General features: G+C 61.7%; 4 protein-coding genes. 2 read left to right on the top strand and 2 right to left on the bottom strand.

Annotated elements, in window-relative coordinates:
- Window positions 1–12 precede the first annotated feature (12 nt).
- Both ACA068_RS19880 and ACA068_RS19875 read left to right on the top strand, forming a co-directional pair.
- Window positions 13–13,647: a non-ribosomal peptide synthase/polyketide synthase gene (locus tag ACA068_RS19880; protein ID WP_497304190.1), complete on the top strand. Its 13,635-nt coding sequence runs from the start codon at window positions 13–15 to the stop codon at window positions 13,645–13,647.
- 66 nt (window positions 13,648–13,713) lie between these two features.
- Window positions 13,714–14,667, top strand: a complete 954-nt coding sequence (locus ACA068_RS19875) for an alpha/beta hydrolase (protein WP_497304188.1) — start codon at window positions 13,714–13,716, stop codon at window positions 14,665–14,667.
- Window positions 14,668–14,805: 138 nt separating this feature from the next.
- On the opposite strand, the gene ACA068_RS19870 is transcribed toward ACA068_RS19875, so the two are convergent.
- Together ACA068_RS19870 and ACA068_RS19865 are read right to left on the bottom strand one after the other, a co-directional pair.
- Entirely contained in the window at window positions 14,806–17,226 is a 2,421-nt protein-coding gene (locus ACA068_RS19870; protein ID WP_497304186.1) for a TonB-dependent siderophore receptor, read from the bottom strand.
- A gap of 164 nt (window positions 17,227–17,390) precedes the next feature.
- Entirely contained in the window at window positions 17,391–19,040 is a 1,650-nt protein-coding gene (locus ACA068_RS19865; protein WP_497304184.1) for a cyclic peptide export ABC transporter, read from the bottom strand.
- Between the last annotated feature and the right edge of the window lie 141 nt (window positions 19,041–19,181).

Raw genomic sequence — 19,181 nt, 5'->3', positions numbered from 1 at the left:
GAGGACCACGGCATGCAGCAGTTGATTGAATCGGTAGGCGCACTCTCCCCCGAGAAACGCAAGGCGCTGGCGATTCTACTGGGCAAACAGGGCATTAACCTCTATGGCATTGCTCCGATTTTTCGGCGCACTGTCGGTGAGCCCCTGTTGCTTTCCTATGCTCAGGAGCGGCAGTGGTTTCTTTGGCAAATGGAGCCGGACAGCGCGGCGTACCACATTCCGACGGCTCTGCGATTGCGCGGAGCGTTGGACATGGCGGTGCTGCAACGCAGCTTCGATACGCTGATCGAGCGTCACGAAAGCCTGCGCACCGGTTTTGCCCGTGGGGATCAGGACCGAGCCATTCAGCTGATCAACCCACCGTTTGCGCTGCAGCTTGAGGTGCGCGCGGTGGACTCGGCAATCGATGAGGCCGCACTGCGCGGTCTGATCGAGGCTGAAATCGCCCGGCCGTTCGACCTGGAACAGGACCCGCTGTTGCGAGTCCGCTTGCTGCGTCTGGCCGAGGACGATCATGTGTTGGTGATGGTCCAGCATCACATCGTTTCCGATGGCTGGTCGATGCAGGTGATGGTCGGCGAGCTGATTGAACTGTACGCCGGTTTCGCCCGCGGCACGCCTGCGGTGCTGGCGCCGTTGCCGATTCAGTACGCCGACTTCGCACAGTGGCAGCGCAGTTGGATGGACGCGGGGGAGCGCGAGCGTCAATTGGCCTATTGGGTCGAGCACCTGGGTCGCGATCCGGGTGTGCTGGAATTGCCCACCGATCATCCGCGTCCGCTGGTGCAAAGTTACCGTGGCGCACGACTCGACTTGCCGCTTGAAGGCGCACTGGGCAAAGGCTTGCAGGAGGTTGCACGGCGCGAAGGCGTGACGCTGTTCATGTTGCTGCTGGCCTCGTTCCAGACCTTGTTGCATCGTTACAGCGGTCAGGACGATATCCGTATCGGCGTGCCGATTGCCAACCGCAATCGCGCTGAAACCGAAGGGTTGATCGGCTTCTTCGTCAACACCCAGGTCTTGCGCGCGACGATCGACAGCAGCATGACCTTCAGCGCGCTGCTGGCCCAGGCCAAGCAGTCGGCCCTGGGGGCGCAGGCGCATCAGGACCTGCCGTTCGAGCAATTGGTCGAAGCCTTGGCACCGGAGCGTAGCCTGAGTCGCAGCCCGTTGTTTCAGGTGATGTTCAACCATCAGAGCGGTGCCCGACAGACCGGTCAGGCCATGCAGTTGCCGGGCCTGGCGGTCGAGAGCGTGAACTGGGACAGCCTGACGGCGCAGTTTGACCTGACCCTGGAAACCCATGAGTCACCGGACGGCGTCTGGGCGTCGCTGATTTATGCCACGGACTTGTTCGAGGCCGCCACCATCGAGCGCATGGGCCGGCACTGGCAGTCGTTGCTCAAGGGCATCGTGGCCAGTTCGCAGCAACGGGTCGGTGAATTGCCGATGCTCGACGGGGCCGAGCAGCAATTGATGTTGCGCGTCTGGAACCGGGCGGACGAACCGTTCGCCAGCGACCTGTGCATTCACCAGCTCATTGCCCGGCAAGCCGCTGCCACGCCTGACGCCCGGGCGGTGACGTTCGCCGAGCGTCACCTGACGTACGCCGCCCTCGAAGGCCGGGCCAATCAGTTGGCGCATGCCTTGATCGAGCGCGGGGTCGGCCCGGAAGTGCGGGTCGGCGTCGCTATGCAGCGTTCGGAAAACCTGCTGATTGCGTTGCTCGCCGTGCTCAAGGCCGGCGGTGTGTATGTGCCGCTGGACCCGGACTATCCGAGCGAGCGCGTGGCCTACATGCTCGAAGACAGCCGCGCCTTGTGCTTGCTGACTGAGCAAGAGGTGGCGGCGAGTCTGTCGGTCGTCAGCGGCACCGATGTGCTGTTGATGGACAATGCCGAGGCCGACTTTGCTGGTTTTGCGCAGACGGCGCCGGTCACTCGGGTGCAGGCGGACAACCTCGCCTATGTGATTTACACCTCCGGCTCCACTGGCAAACCCAAAGGCGTGGCGATTGCCCATCGCAACGTACTGGCGCTGATCGACTGGTCGAAATCGGTCTACAGCCGCGACGACATCCAGGGTGTTCTGGCCTCCACGTCGGTGTGTTTCGACCTGTCCGTGTGGGAGCTGTTTGTCACCCTGGCCAATGGCGGGTCGCTGATCATTGCCCGCAATGCCCTCGAGCTGGCGCAGTTGCCGGCCCGCGATCAGGTACGCCTGATCAACACCGTGCCCTCGGCCATTGCCGCATTGCAGCGCAACGGCGACATTCCACCCGGTGTGCGCATCATCAATCTGGCCGGTGAGCCGCTCAAACAAAGCCTGGTCGACACGTTGTATGGGCAAGCGACGGTCGAGCACGTCTACGACCTGTACGGCCCTTCGGAAGACACCACCTATTCCACCTGGACCCGCCGCACCGCCGGTGGCCAGCCGAGCATTGGCCGGCCGCTCAAGCACACCGCCAGTTATGTCCTCGATGGCGAGTTGCAACCCGTGCCGCTGGGCGTCGCGGCCGAGTTGTACCTGGCCGGTGCCGGGATCACCCGGGGTTACCTGGCGCGTCCCGGGCTGACGGCAGAAAAATACCTGCCCAACCCGTTTGGCGCACCGGGCGAGCGGTTCTATCGCACCGGCGACCTGACCCGTTATCAAGCGGACGGCAGCCTGCAATATGTCGGGCGTATCGACCATCAGGTCAAGGTTCGCGGCTTCCGTATTGAACTGGGCGAGATCGAAGCGCGGCTGTTGCAGCAAGACGCCGTGCGTGAGCTGGCAGTCCTGGCGCAGGACGGCGCGAGCGGTCAGCAACTGGTGGCGTACATTGTGCCGACGGTCATCACCCATGACGTCGAGGCACAAGCGCGGTTGAGCGAAGTGCTCAAAGCGGCGCTGCGCGAACATCTGCCGGAATACATGGTGCCGGCGCACCTGCTGTTCCTCGATGCGTTGCCGTTGACTCCCAACGGGAAACTGGATCGCAAGGCCCTGCCGAAACCGGATGCGGCGTTGGTGCAGCAAACCTATTTGGCCCCGGTCAACCAGATCGAGCAGCAGTTGTGCGAGATCTGGCAAGGCGTGCTGGGCCTGGACCGCGTCGGTGTGACTGACAACTTCTTCGCCCTGGGCGGCGATTCGATCATTTCCATTCAGGTGGTCAGTCGCGCCCGTCAGGCCGGTTTGCGCCTGACGCCCAAAGACCTGTTCCAGTATCAGACTATTCAGGGGTTGGCCCGTGTCGTCGAGGTCGGCGATTCGACCTTGAGCATCGAACAAGGCCCGATCACCGGGACCACTCCGCTGCTGCCGTTCCAGCAACGCTTTTTTGAAACCGAAATTGCCGAGCGTCAGCGCTGGAACCAGTCGTTGTTGCTCAAGCCGGCCAACGCGGTGGACGCCGCCATTCTTGAGCGGGCGTTGCAGGCGTTGGTGTTGCACCACGATGCCCTGCGCTTGAGCTTCACCCAAACCGAGGACGGCTGGGCCGCGACTCACCGTCCGGCCGATGCCCAGGCATTGTTGCAATGCGTGGCGCTGCAAGACGCCAACGAAATCGAAGCCGTGTGCGATGTGGCCCAAGGCAGTCTGCATTTGAAGGCTGGGCCACTGCTGCGCGCCGTGTTGATGAACCTGGCCGATGGCAGTCAGCGCCTGTTCCTGGCGATCCATCACCTGGTGGTCGATGGCGTTTCATGGCGGGTGCTGCTGGAAGATTTGCAGCGCGCCTGTGAGCAATTGCAAAGCGGTCAACCGATCAAACTCGCGGCCAAGACCAGCCCGTTCAAGGACTGGGCCGAGCACCTGCAAACGTATGCCCGCGAGGCCTTGAAACCAGAGCTGCATTGGTGGACCGAGCAACTGGCTGACGTCGCTGCCGACTTGCCGTGCGACCACCCCGACGGCGGTTTGCAAAACGCCCAGGCCCTGAGCGTCGAAACCCGACTCGACGCCGACCTGACGCGGCAACTGCTGCAACAGGCCCCGGCGGCGTATCGCACGCAAATCAACGACCTGTTGCTGACGGCGCTGGCGCGGGTCATTTGCCACTGGACCGGTCAGGCCTCGGCCCTGATTCAACTCGAAGGCCATGGCCGCGAAGAGTTGTTTGACGACATCGACTTGAGCCGCACCGTGGGCTGGTTCACCAGCCTGTTCCCGATCAAGTTGACCCCGGCCACCGCGTTGGCCGACTCGCTCAAGGCGGTCAAGGAACAACTGCGCGCGGTGCCGAACAAAGGCATCGGCTTCGGCGCCTTGCGCTATCTGGGCGATGCCCAGGCCCGTGAGACCCTGGCGGCGCAGCCTGCACCGCGCATCACCTTCAACTACCTGGGGCAGTTCGACAGCCAGTTCGACGAAGCGGCGCTGTTTGTTCCGGCCAGTGAAAGCACCGGTCGCGAGCAGAGCCCGTTGGCACCGCTGGCCAACTGGCTGGACGTCAACGGCAAGGTGTATGGCGGCGAACTCAACCTGAGCTGGACCTTCAGCCGCGAAATGTTCGATCAAGCCACGGTCCAGCATCTGGCCGACGACTATGCCCGGGAACTGAGCGCCTTGATCGCTCACTGCTGCGACGCCCGCCATCGCGGTGTCACGCCTTCGGACTTCCCGCTGGCGGGGCTTGACCAACAACAACTGGACGCGCTGGCCAACGAGCCGGAGCGGATCGACAACATCTATCCGCTGTCGCCAATGCAGCAGGGCATGTTGTTTCACAGCTTGTATGAGCAGGATTCGGGCGAGTACATCAACCAGATGCGCGTCGCGGTGCAAGGGCTGGATGTCGAGCGTTTCCGCCAGGCCTGGCAAGCGGCGCTGGAGGCGCACGACATCTTGCGCACACGGTTTGTCTGGGGCGGTGATCTGGATCGTCCACTGCAAATCGTCGAGCGCCATGCCGAATTGCCGTTCACGGTTCACGACTGGCGCGGGCAATCATCCGAGGCGCTGGACGCCCTGGCCGAGGCCGAGCGTAATCAGCCCTTCGACCTGACCCAAGTGCCGTTGTTGCGCCTGGTCGTGGTCCGTACCGCTGACGATCAACATGAATTGCTCTATACCAGCCACCACATTCTCATGGATGGCTGGAGCAACTCACAGCTGTTGGGCGAGGTGCTGCAACGCTATGCCGGCCAGACACCGGCGGCGACTGTCGGGCGCTACAGCGATTACATCGCCTGGCTGCAACGTCAGGACAGTCAGGCCAGCGAACAGTTCTGGATGGCCCAACTGGCCCCGCTCGATGAGCCGACACGCCTGGCCCAAGGCCTGGCGGACGGCTCGGCTCAGGGCGTCGGCGCGGGTCACGACCAGCATCAGCACTTGATCGATGTGACTGCCACGCTACGCCTGGGCGAGTTTGCGCGGGAGCAGAAAGTCACCCTCAACACCCTGGTGCAAGCGGCCTGGCTGTTGCTATTGCAACGCTACACCGGTCAGTCGACGGTTGCGTTCGGCGCCACGGTGTCGGGTCGTCCGGCCGACTTGCCAGGCGTTGAGCAACAGGTTGGGCTGTTCATCAACACTTTGCCGGTGATCGCCCGTCCCGAACCGCAACTGAGCGTCAGCGAATGGCTGCAAGCGGTGCAGGCGTTGAACCTGTCGCTGCGCGACTTCGAGCACACGCCGCTGGCCGACATTCAGCGCTGGTCGGGGCAGGGCAGCGATGGTCTGTTCGACAACTTGCTGGTGTTCGAAAATTATCCGATTTCCGAAGCATTGGAGCAGGGCGCACCCCTGGGCTTGAGTTTCGGCCCGGTGGACACGTCGGAGCAGACCAACTACCCGCTGACCGTGGGTGTCAACCTGGGTCAGACGCTGTCGCTGCATTACAGCTTTACCCGGGAACATTTCAGCCTGGACGCGATTGTCCGGTTGAACGCGCAACTGGTCTCGTTGCTTGAGCAATTCTGCCAATCCGCCAACGCGCGGGTCGGAGCCTTGACGCTGCTCAGCGCCACCGAACAGACGCGTCTGCACGCCAGCAATATCCCGCAACCGTGCACTGACCCGCTGCCGGTGCATCAACGCATTGGCGTGATCGCGGCGCAACAGCCCGAGCGTGAAGCGGTTCGGTGCGGCGCTCAGGTGCTCAGCTTTGGCGAGCTGGACACCCAGGCCAACCGACTGGCGCACCTGCTGATCGCCGAAGGCGTAGGGCCGGAAGTTCGCGTCGGTGTGGCGTTGCCCCGCAGCCCTTCGATGCTGGTGGCGTTGCTTGCCGTTTTGAAGGCCGGCGGCGCCTATGTGCCGCTGGATGCCAGCTATCCCCGTGAACGTCTGGCTTACCTGATCGAAGACTCGGGCATCGCGCTGTTGTTGACCGACTCGGTGTTAAGCCAGCAATTGCCCCTGAGCAATGGTTTGCGTGCACTGGAACTGGATCGACTGTCGACCGAAGATTTTCCCGGCACTGCCGCACAGACTAGCGTTCACGACGAAAACCTCGCGTACGTGATTTATACCTCCGGCTCCACCGGTCAACCCAAAGGTGTGTGTGTCGCCCATGGCCCACTGGCGATGCATTGCCAAGCCATCGGCCAACGCTACGAAATGACCCCGGACGATTGCGAGCTGCATTTCATGTCGTTCGCTTTCGACGGTGCCCACGAGCGTTGGTTGACGCCGTTGACACATGGGTCGCGCCTGCTGATGCGCGACGACAGCCTTTGGAGCCCGGAACAGACCTACAGCGCCATGCAGCAGCACGGCGTGACCGTGGCGGCATTTCCGCCGGTGTATTTGCAGCAATTGGCCGAACACGCCGAGCACGTCGGCAACCCGCCAGCAGTGCGCATCTACTGCTTCGGCGGCGACGCCGTGCCCAACGACAGCTTCGAGCGGGCACGGGCAGCGCTGGCGCCGCAGTACATCATCAATGGCTATGGGCCGACCGAAACCGTGGTCACGCCGCTGATCTGGAAGGCCGGCCGCAATGACGTTTGCGGCGCGGCTTATGCGCCCATCGGCACGCGCATCGGTGACCGCAGTACCTGTGTGCTCAGCGACGATTTGAATGCACTGCCGCAAGGCGTCATGGGCGAGTTATACCTGGGCGGCACGGGCCTGGCCCGGGGTTACCTGGACCGTCCGGCGATGACCGCCGAACGCTTTGTCCCGGACCCGTTCGGTGCGCCGGGGGCGCGGCTGTACCGCAGCGGCGACCTGGTGCGCGAGCGTAAGGACGGCGTGTTCGATTATCAAGGTCGTGTGGATAACCAGGTGAAAATCCGTGGTTTCCGCATCGAATTGGGTGAGATCGAAGCACGCTTGCTGGAGCTTGCCGCCGTCCGCGAAGCGGTGGTGCTGGCGCATGTCGGGCCGAGCGGCAAACATCTGGCAGCCTATCTGGTGCCGACGCAACCGCTTGAAGAGCATCTGCAAGTCGCTTGGCGTGACGACATCAGGAGCCGGCTCAAGGACAGCCTGCCGGCACACATGGTGCCGGCGCATCTGATGCTGCTGGCGCAGTTGCCGTTGACGCCGAATGGCAAGCTGGATCGCAAGGCATTGCCAAAGCCGGATGCTAACCTGACGCAACACAGCTACGTGGCGCCACGCACCGACATGGAACAGCGCATCGCCGCGATCTGGGCCGATGTGCTGCGCCTGGAGCGCGTCAGTTCGACGGATAACTTCTTTGAATTGGGCGGTGATTCGATCATCTCGATTCAAGTGGTCGGTCGTGCCCGTCAAGCGGGTATCCAATTCACGCCCAAGGATCTTTTCCAGCACCAGACCGTGCAGGCCCTGGCCGCTGTAGCGCAACTGGGCAGTACCGCGCTGATGATTGATCAAGGTCCGGTCAGCGGCGAAGCCCTGTTGTTGCCTCTACAGCAGCTGTTCTTTGCCGGCGACATCCCCGAGCGTCATCACTGGAACCAGTCGCTGCTGCTCAAAACGTCCATTCAGTTGCACGCCGATACCGTCGAGCAAGTGCTGCAGGCCTTGGTGCAGCATCACGATGCACTGCGTCTTTGCTTCAACGAGTCGGCGTCGGGCTGGACCGCCCGTCACCGGCCGCTGGAGGCCGGTCAACGATTGTTGTGGCAAACGGCGCTGGCCGATGCCGACGAGCTCGAAACCACCTGCCAGCAAGCCCAGCGCAGCCTGAACCTGCAAAACGGTCCACTACTGCGCGGTGTGTTGCTCGATTTGCCCGACAACAGCCAGCGCATTTTGCTGGTGGTGCATCATTTGGTGGTCGATGGCGTGTCCTGGCGCGTGTTGCTCGAAGACCTGCAAACCGCGTTCACCCAAGTCCAGGCCGGCCGTTCGATTGCCCTGCCGGCCAAGACCAGCGCGTTCAAAACCTGGGGCGAGCACCTGCAGCAATACGCTGGCACCCTGGACGCTGAACTGGCGCTTTGGTCTGAACAACTGCAAGGCGCCGCACCGGCGTTGCCTTGCGAACGTCCTGACGCCAGCCTGCAAAACCGCTACGCGCACAGTGTGCAGACCCGACTCGACAAGGCCCTGACCGGCCAGTTGCTGCAACAGGCGCCAGCGGCTTATCGCACCCAGGTCAACGACCTGTTGTTGACCGCGTTGGCGCGGGTCATCTGCCGCTGGACCGGTGATGCCTCGGCCCTGATCCAGCTCGAAGGTCACGGTCGCGAAGACCTGTTCGACGCGGTGGATCTGAGCCGCACCCTGGGCTGGTTCACCAGCCTGTTCCCGGTGCGCTTGACGCCGTCAGCGACGGTCGATGACTCGATCAAGCAGATCAAGGAACAACTGCGGGCCATCCCCAACAAAGGCATTGGCTTCGGCGCCTTGCGTTACCTGGGCAACGAGTCGGTGCGTCAGCAACTGGCCGCGCTGCCCATGCCACGGATCACCTTCAACTACCTGGGCCAGTTCGACAGCCAGTTCGACGAGGCCGCGTTGTTCGTTCCAGCCAGTGAAAGTGCCGGCGACGAACTCAGTGACCTCGCCCCGCTGGGCAACTGGCTGACCCTCAACGGTCAGGTGTATGGCGGTGAGTTGAGCCTGTCCTGGACGTTCAGCCAACAGATGTTCGACACCGCCACCGTGCAGGCGCTGGCCGACGATTACGCTCGGGAACTGGCGCTGCTGATCGAGCATTGCCTGGCGCCGGAAAGCCTTGGCCTGACCCCGTCGGACTTCCCGTTGGCGGCGTTGAGCCAGGCCCGTCTGGACGGTTTGCCGGTGCCGGTGCGAGAGATCGAAGACATTTACCCGTTGTCGCCGATGCAACAGGGGATGCTGTTCCACACCCTGTCCGACGATGGCAACGACCTGTATGTCAATCAGCTGAACTTGTCGGTGGAAGGCCTCGACATCGAGCGCTTTCGCGCGGCGTGGGAATGCGTGGTGCAGCGTCACGAGATTCTGCGCACCTCGTTCCATTGGCAGGATGGCCAAGCCTCGCCGGTGCAGGTGGTGCATCGTCAGGGGGTGGTTGATCTGCAAGCGGTCGACGGCCCGATGGATGAAGCACAACTGGCCGAGTTCGCGCGTCTGGAGCGGGTCAAGGGTTTCGATCTGAACCGCATGCCGCTGCAACGCACGCGGCTGGTGCGCACCGGGGCCGATCAGTATCAATTGATCTGGACCAGCCACCACATCCTCATGGACGGCTGGAGCAGTTCGCAGCTGTTCGGTGAAGTGCTGCAGCATTACGCCACCGGGCAGGTGGAAGGCGAGAGCGGACGCTATCGTGATTTCATTGCGTGGTTGCAGGATCAGGATCAGGGGCGCCTGGAGCAATTCTGGAAAGGCCACCTCAAGGCCCTGGCCGAACCGACGGCGCTCAGTCAGGCCATGCACCCGCGTCATGACTCCACGGAGTACGGGCATCAAGCCCTGTACACCCAATGGAATGCGCAACAGACCGCGACGCTGCAACAGCATTGCCGCGCCCAGGGCATCACTGCCAACACGCTGATTCAAGGCGCGTGGCTGCTGGTGTTGCAGCGCTACACCGGTCAGCACAGCGTGGCGTTTGGCGCCACGGTGGCCGGGCGTCCGGAAGGTTTGCCGAATGCCGGCAGCATGCTCGGGCTGTTTATCAACACCTTGCCGGTGATCCAGAACCTGGAACCGGCCCAACGCCTGAACGACTGGCTGAGCGACTTGCAAGCCTACAACCTTGACCTGCGCGAACACGCTCACGCGCCGCTGGCGGATATCCAGCGTTGGTCGGGGCAGGGCGGCCAGCCGTTGTTCGACAGCATCATCGTGTTCGAAAACTACCCGATTGACCAACGACTGGAACAGGCTCAAGGCGGGCTGCGTTTCGGCGCCTCGGCCAGCCACGACGTGACCAACTTCCCGATGGACCTGGCGGTTCACCTCGGCGAAGAACTGTCGATCGAGTACCTGTTCCTGCGGGATCGTTTCAGTGTCGAAGCGGTCGAGCGGATTCGCCAGACCATGGAGATGACCCTGCAAGCGATGCTCGATGCGCCGCTTGAACGGCTCGGTAACCTGCAACGCCTGGCGCCGCAGCAATGGCAGGCGCTGCAACAGTGGGGAGGGGAACCGCAAGCGGTCCATCGTCGCGAGCTGCTGCCGGCATTGATTGCAGCGCACGTGGTCCCGCGTCCGCACGCAGTGGCGGCAGAGTGTGCCGGGCAGGTCTTGAGCTATGCCGAACTGGAGCGCCGTTCCAATCAATTGGCCCATCACCTGATGGCCACCGGTGCCGGTCCTGAAGTGTTGATCGGTGTGGCGCTGGAGCGTTCGCTCGACATGTTGGTGGCGTTGCTTGCGGTACTCAAAAGCGGTGCGGCCTATGTGCCGTTGGACATCGATTATCCGAGCGAACGTCTGGCTTTCATGATCGAAGATTCGGGCATGAACCAGATGATCAGCCGTGGGGCGGCGGCCCGGCGCCTGCCGTTGCCGGCCGAGCTAGCGCTGCTGGATCTTGATCATTTCGACGGTCATCAGTATCCCGACAGCGCCCCGGCGGTGCAGGTCTGGGAAGAAAGCCTGGCGTATCTGATTTACACCTCCGGCTCCACCGGTGTGCCCAAGGGCGTGGCCGTTACCCATGGCCCGCTGAGCATGCATTGCCAGGCGATCCGCGAGCTGTATGAGATGGATCACACCACCCGCGAATTGCATTTCATGTCGTTCGCCTTTGATGGGGCCCACGAGCGTTGGCTTACCACGCTGGCGTTCGGTGGCACGCTGGTGCTGCGCGATAATGAATTGTGGACGCCGGAGCAGACCAGTCAGGCGTTGCAGAATCTGTCGATCGACATCGCCTGCTTCCCGCCGGCGTATCTCAAACAGGTGGCCGAATACGTAGAAGGCAGCGGCATGAGCGCGCCAAAGGTGCGTATCTATTGCCTGGGCGGGGACGCCGTGCCGGAGCAGACGCTGGCGCAAGTACGCCGGGTACTGAGTCCGCAATACATCACCAACGGTTACGGCCCGACAGAAACGGTGGTCACGCCGATGCTCTGGAAGGCGGCCAACGATGAAGCGTGTGCGGCGGCTTATGCGCCCATCGGACGGGTGGTCGGTCAGCGTTCGTTGTGGGTCCTGGACGATGATCTCAATCCGTTGCCGGAAGGCTTGTCCGGGCAATTACACATTGGTGGTTACGGGGTTGCCCGGGGTTATCACGGTCGCCCGTCGATCACCGCTGAGCGCTTCGTGCCGGACCCGTTCGGCGAGCCGGGTAGCCGCTTGTATCGCAGCGGCGACCTGGTGCGTTTGCGCGCCAATGGCATCCTCGATTACGTCGGTCGTGTCGATCATCAGGTCAAGGTCCGTGGCTTTCGTATCGAACTGGGTGAAATCGAGGCCTGCTTGCGGGCCCAGGACGGCGTCAGCGATGCCGTGGTGATTGCCCGTGACGGTGTGTCCGGCAAGCAACTGATCGGCTACGTGGTCTGTGCGCAAGACGAAGCCGGTGATCGCCTCAAGTCCGCGCTGCGGGCGCAGTTGCCGGAGTACATGGTGCCGCTGCAGGTGATCTGTCTGGCGCGGATGCCGATTTCACCGAACGGCAAACTCGATCGCAAAGCCCTGCCGGAACCTGAGTTGCAGGCCGGGCATTACGTAGCGCCGCGCACCGCTGAAGAGGCGTTGCTGGCGCAGATCTGGGCCGACGTCCTGCAAGTGGAGCAAGTGGGGATCAGCGACAACTTCTTCGAGTTGGGCGGTGATTCGATTCTCAGCCTGCAGGTGATCTCCAAGGCGCGTAACCACCCTGAGTTGAAACTGGACATCAAGCTGCGTGACCTGATGCGCTTTCAGACTATCGGCAACCTGTTCGATCAGCAGGTGGTCGTCCAGGCAGCCCTGGCGCCGGATACCACCCATGTGGCCCAGGCCGGCGCCTTTGGTTTGATTCCGATTCAGGCATGGTTCTTCGACGAGAAGATGAGCGAACCGCACCACTTCAATCAGGCCATGATGTTACGCGCCCGCCAAGGACTCGACGCCCGGGCGCTGGAGCGCACGCTGCAGCGGATGCTGGAGCAGCACGACTCCCTGCGCTTGCGCTTCTTCCAGGACGGCGGTCGCTGGTTCCAGCACTACCAATCGGTGCAGGACAGCTTGCGTCTGGCTGCGCAGAACCCGTTGCTGTGGCAACGTGAAGTCAGTGACGTCGCGCAACTGGAGGCGCTGACCAATGAGGCGCAACGCAGTTTGAACCTGGCTGAAGGTCCGTTGTTGCGAGCGATGCTGGTGAGCCTGCCGGACGGCGAGGTGCGCTTGCTGATGGTGGTTCATCACCTGGTTATCGATGCGGTGTCCTGGCGTGTGCTGTTGCAGGACTTGCAACTCAGTTACGAAGCCTTCAGCCAGACCCGTGAGCCGGTGCTGGATGTGCGCACCAGCAGCTATCGTGCCTGGGCCGATGGCCTGGCGGCGCAGGTGCCGATGCTGGTCGACAGCGAGCTGGACTATTGGCTGGAACAGCTCGATCAACCGGGTCAGGACTTGCCGTGCGACAACCCGCGGGGCAAAAACCAGGTGCGTTACCGCGAAGAGACCTTCATGGGCCTGGACGCAACACGCACCGGGCAACTGCTCAAACAGGCACCTGCGGTCTACGGCACGCAAATCAACGACCTGTTGCTGACGGCCCTGAGCCGCGTGTTGTGCCGCTGGAGTGAAGCGTCTTCGGTGCTGGTGCAACTCGAAGGGCACGGTCGTGAGGATCTGGTCGAAGGCCTGGACTTGAGTCGTACCCTGGGCTGGTTCACCAGCATGTACCCGGTGCGTCTGGCGCCCCTGGCGGAACAGGGTTTCGGAGCGTCCATCGCCGCCGTTCGGGATCAACTGGCGGGTGTGCCGCAAAAAGGTGTCGGCTACGGCGCTTTGCGCTACATGGCCGAGAATCCCGTGCAGGCGCAACTGGCGGCATTGCCTCAGGCGCGGCTGACCTTCAACTACCTGGGGCAATTCGACCAGACCTTCGATGAGCAGGCGATGCTGATGCCGGCCGAAGAGGGAATCGGCGATACCTACAGCCTCGAAGCCGGGCTGGGCAACTGGCTGGAAGTGGTCGGCCAGGTGTTTGACGGCAAGTTGTCGATGCGCTGCATCTACAGCACCCGACGTTATCGCCCGAGCACCATCGAAACCTTGATGCAGCACTATCAGGCGGAGCTGGAAGCGCTGGTCGAACATTGTCTGCAACAGGCGGCGGTCTAGTCGACCTCTCAACCTTTACTCAAAGGGTCGATCGCTCTTGAGGAGCATCGACCCGGGATGTTATTCATGTCATTGAATTCTGAAGTGGCCGCGTTTCTCGATCTGATCGAAGACAATCAGGACGGCGCCATGGCTTTCCACCGCTCGACGCCCGAGCAGGCGCGACAGGCGTTCGAAGAGTCCTCGCAACAGATGCGCTGGGCGGCACCGGACGTCGAAGTGAGCGAGATGCAGCACATCGCCCGTGACGGCAGTGTCCTGGCCTTGCGCCTGTACCGTCCGTTGCAACGCACCACCGCGCTACCCGTGCTGTTGTTCTTGCACGGCGGTGGCTTTGTGGTCGGCAGCCTCGACTCCCACGACGGCATCTGCCGTGAGTTTTGCGCGCGTACCCCGTGTGCGGTGTTGTCGGTGGGCTACCGCTGCGCACCCGAGCATAAATTCCCCACGGCGCTGCACGACTGCGCCGACGCGCTGGACTGGTTGCGCAGCCAGGCCGGCGAGTTTGGTCTCGACCTGACGCGTCTGGTGTTTGGCGGTGACAGCGTCGGCGCCACCCTGGCGACAGTGTTGGCACTCGAGGCGCGCGAACCGGATGCGTTGAAACCGTGCCTGCAACTGTTGTGCTATCCGGTGACCGATGCTTCGCAGCGACGCGAATCCATGGACCTGCTGGGCGAGGGTTACCTGCTGGAAAGCGATACCCTGGAATGGTTTTACCAGCACTACGCGCGCAGCATCGAGGATCGCAGCGACTGGCGCTTCTCACCACTGTTGTGTCCCGACCTCAAGGACGTGGCGCCTGCCTATGTGGCACTGGCGGGCTTCGATCCGCTGGTGGACGAGGGACGGGCTTACGCCGAGCGTCTGGCGGGTGTGAATGGTCTGTTGGCGTGTCGTGAGTTTGCGGGGCATGTGCATGACTTTTTGCGTATGCGCATGGTGACCGAGGAAGTTGAGGAAATTTATCAGGTGTTGGTTGGCGTGTTGCGAGGTGGGATGTATCCGGTAGTTGCCTGAAAAAAAGGATTGCAGGTCACCAAGCTGCAGGAGTGTGGCTTGGTGACTTTTTTATTAGCCGTACGGCCTTACAAAACCATCACCCATAAAAAAAGCGCACCGGTTTCGCCGGTGCGCTTTTTTGTTACGCCTGTTGAATCAGAAGTTGTACTTGAAGCCCGTCATGATGTTGCGCGGTGCGCCGTACATGCCGTGGTCGCCGGCGTAGCTCAGGTACTCGCGGTCGAACACGTTGTTCAGGTTGACCGAGGCACTCAGGTTTTTGCTGATGTCATAGCGGGCCAGCAGGTTGGTAACAGCGTAGCTGCCCTGGGTGAAGGTGTGCAGGTCGTTGCCCGTCTTGCTCTGCCAGTTCACGCCACCACCGAGGGTGACCTTGTCCAGCACGCCAGGCAGGCGATAGCTGGTGAACGTCTTGAGGCTGTGACGGGGCAGGGTCGTGACGATGCGCTGGTCATCGGAGTCGGTGCTGACGGCGTAGGCATAGCCGGCAGACGCCTGCCAGCCTTCGGCCAGTTCACCGTCAAGCGTGAACTCGACACCTTTGGTGGTGGTGCCTTGCTCGGACTTGTAGGTGTTGCCGCCAGGGGTATCGATCCAGATGGCCAGGTTGTCCTGTTCAAGCTTGAACAGCGCGACGCTGGAGTTCAACTTGCCGTCGAAGTGACTGCCCTTGATACCGACCTCGTAGCCGGTGCCCTCCATCGGGTCCAGGGGTTTGTTGTTGACGTCGCGAACCCAGGACGATTGCGGGTTGAAGATTTTGGTGTAGCTGGCGTACAGCGACCAAGTGTCGTTCAGGTCATAAACCACGCCGGTGTACGGGATGTACACGCCGGTTTCGGACTCTTTGGTCTTGGTCTCTGCCGCACCGTATGGCTTGTCTTCAATCTCGCGATGCCAGTCGATGACGCGGCTGCCCAACAGCACGCTCAGGTCGTCGGTGACGTGCAGACGGGTGGCCAGGTAAGCCGCGTACTGGGTTTCGTCGGTGGTGCTTTTGCCGGTGACAGCGAAGTCCGGTTTGACCGAGTCGCCGTTCCAGTTCAGCAGGTTGTCGATGGCGCCAGCCGGAGAGCCCGAATAGTCATATTTCCAGCCACCGTAGTTCGGCACGTTTTCGTAGTAGTTGGACAGCGTCACGCCGGCGATCAGCTCGTGCTCGCGCCCCAGCAGGCTGAACGGCCCGGTGAGGTAGGCGTCGAGGTTGTTCTGACGTGGTGTGCCGGAGAAGCGAACCGGCAACTGCGTGGTGCCACTGCCGTCGGGGTTGAGGCTGCCGTTGACGTAGTTGAACACCTCGTCGAATTTGTTCTCGGAGTGAGTGAACTCGACCTTGCCGCTCCAGCCGTTGTCGAACTGGTGTTCGATCGAGGTGAAGTAGCTCGTCTGTTCGTGGTCGTTGTAAGACCAGGTCTGTGCCGAGTTCAGCGAACGTTTGAGATTGGTGCGCGAGCCGTCGGAGAAACGGGTCGGCAGGCCGGAACGCATCGGCGAGTCAACGTCGGTTTGCTGGTAGCTGAAACCCATGGTCAGCAGGGTGCTTTCGTTCAGGTCGAACTCGGTGATGCCATAGACCAGTTGCGAATCCTGTTTGTAGCGGTCGATCCAGGATTGCTCGGTCTTGAAGTCGGCGACCAGGCGGCCGCGAATGTTGCCGGTTTCGTTCAATGGGCCGGAGACGTCGAAGCCGCTGCCGTAGCGGTCCCAGTTGCCGGCTTCACCGGTGATGCTCGCCTGGGCCTCGGCCGTCGGGCGTTTGCGGATCAGGTTGATGGTCGCCGATGGGCTGCCCAGGCCACTGATCAGGCCGGTGGCACCGCGCACGACTTCAACGCGGTCGTACATGGCCATGCTCTGGGTGTAGTTGTCCATGCGCTTGACGGTGGGGACGCCGTCGATTTCGAAGTTCTGAATCTCGAAACCACGGGAGAAGTAACCGTCGGATTCGGCACCCTGGCCGTCGCGCAACACGATGATGCCGGGAGTGGCGTCAAGGGTGTCGCTGAGGTTGGTCAGGTGCTGATCGTCCAGACGCTGACGGGTCATGACGGTCAGCGACTGTGGTGTTTCTTTGGGGGTCAGGTTCAGACGCGTCGAACTACTGGACGAGTACGTGGTGTAGAGCCCGGTGCCTTCGGTGGTCGACCCCGGCGCCTTGCCGGAAATCGATACCGCGCCGAGCTCCAGCGCGCTGCCGGTACCTGCCGGCGGAATCAGCGAGACCGTGTTGCCGGTCATTTGGAATGTGATGCCGCTCCCCAGCAGCAAGTTATTAAGCGCCTGTTCCGGTTCCAGGTGACCGGACACCGCGCTCGATTTCAGGCCCGACAACGTCTCCGGGCTGTAGAGAATTTGCAGGTTGGCTTGTTGACCCAATTGCTGCAGTGCGCTGGACAGCGGCTGCGCCGGTACATTCACATCGACCGGGGTCGCTTGTACCTGTGTGGTGCCCAGCAACAGCAGGGTCAGCAGGGCGCCGGACAATACGGTGCGGCGGGGATTTTGTCGGGAGACGGCCAATGCCAGAGGTGCGCGGGACAACGTTAAGCTTTGCATCGCTCGGAATGCTCCTGAAGTACGTGGGCAGTTTTATTAGTTAATGATAATTAGACGCAACACCGCAGAAAAACCGGAAAAAAATCCCGCAAATCGCGAACTTATTTGCTATCGCGAGCGTGCGGGACCGTTTTTGCCTTGATTAAACGCGCTGCGGGGTCGTATCAGGCTGGGTTGAGGGCCGTCATTACTTGTCCTGCTTCCATGCGCACCAACTGGTCAGCAACGTCGAAATAGCGGTCGTCGTGAGAGATCACGATGATCGTCTTGCCCAGGCGCTTGAGGTCTGGAAGCAGCTCGGTGTAGAAAATCCGCCGGAATGTCGGATCCTGGTCGGCTGCCCATTCGTCGAACACCAACACTGGCCGTTCTTCCAGCCAGGCGTTGACCAGCGCCAGCCGCTTGCGCTGGCCGGTCGAAAGGTCAGTCGTGGTGAAGCGGCCGTCCTGGACGCTGACCTTGTGGGCAATTTCCAGGCGTTGCAGATATTTGTTCGCGTCTTCGGGAATGTGCGTGTCGCCCTGCACCACGTCGTCGAACAGGTAGTAGTCGGCAAAGATCGTGGTGAACAACTGACGGTAATCGTCGCGGTTGACGGCGCTGATGATCTCCCCGTTGAGGCGGATTTCCCCATGCTGCGGCGGGTAAAGTCCCAACAGCAATTTGATCAGGGTGGTCTTGCCGCAACCGTTCTCGCCGACGATGAAGATGATGTCGCCTTGTTCGATTTTCAGGTTGACCGGCCCCAGGGAAAAGGCGTTGCTGCCCGGTGCGGCAGGGAAGGTGTAACGCACATCGCTGAGTTCCAGGCTGTGCACCGGCGAAGCTTTTTTACCCTGGTCGCTGAGCAGCAGGTGCGGTTCCGGCGAAGAGAATTGCTCGGACAGTTCGGCAATGCGGCGGAAGGCAATCTGCGCACGACTGACAATCGGCAATGTGCCGACCAGATGTTCCAGTGGCCCTTTCATGTACAGCAACACCAAGACAAAACCGCTCATCACCGATTTGTCGGCGCTCGGCCAGAACGATTGCAGGGCCAGTGCCAGGCCGATGACCACGAAGAACAGCATCGAGCCGAACGTCTTCGCAATCACGAATGTATTGATCGATTTGATCTGGGTTTTGCAGATGAAGTCGGCCGTACCCTTGATACCCGAGTTGAACATGCGCTGGCGGCGTGGGCGGTGAATGCGCAGTTCCTTGGCGCCTTCAGCAATGGCGTTGTAGTGCTTTTGCAATTCGTCTTCGGCGTTGCGGGCGGCGAAGAAGCCCTTGATGCCCAGGCTCTGGGCGAAGTACTGAATGCCAGTGCCGATGATGATTGCCACGACCATGATCAGAAACATCGGCCATGACAGCATGGCCAGATAGCCCATGCAGCCCAGGGTCACGGTCATGGAAATGGCCAGCGGGGCGAAGGCAAAGGCGAAATCGCTGATGGTGTCGACGTCGTGGGTCAATACCGGAATCAGGCGATGGCTGCGGTAGCGTTCGATCTGTTCGATCGGTGCCGAGAGCACTTTTTCGCCCAGTTGCTTGCGCAGGGTGGCGATGATGTGCTGGCCGACATAGTTGGTGCCAATGTCCGAGCAGATCGAACTCAGCAGCGCCACCAGGCACAGACCGCCGAACAGTGCAACGACGCCCTGGGTCAGGCCGGTGTCCGAATGAAGGGCGTTGTTGATGGTCGCCAGCAGCACGGTGACACTCAGGCCGCCGACCATGCCCAGGATAATGGACGCGGCGACGATGAGTCGAAACGGTTTCAACAGGGCGAACAACTCGCCGATGGCGCCACGGGGAGGCTGGGTCATGGAAGACAGTTCCTTGGGTATAAAGGCAGATACCCAGTAGAACGTCTGATCGAGGGGTTAATTTACAACCCGGCCGACTGGCGGTGAGTAGTCAGCAACATGACTGACACCCCACACCCCCTGTGGGAGCGAGCCTGCTCG

The organism is Pseudomonas sp. LBUM1660 (assembly GCF_059695935.1).
Note: the sequence above shows the minus strand (reverse complement) of the source record. Positions and strands in the feature narration are given on the sequence as shown.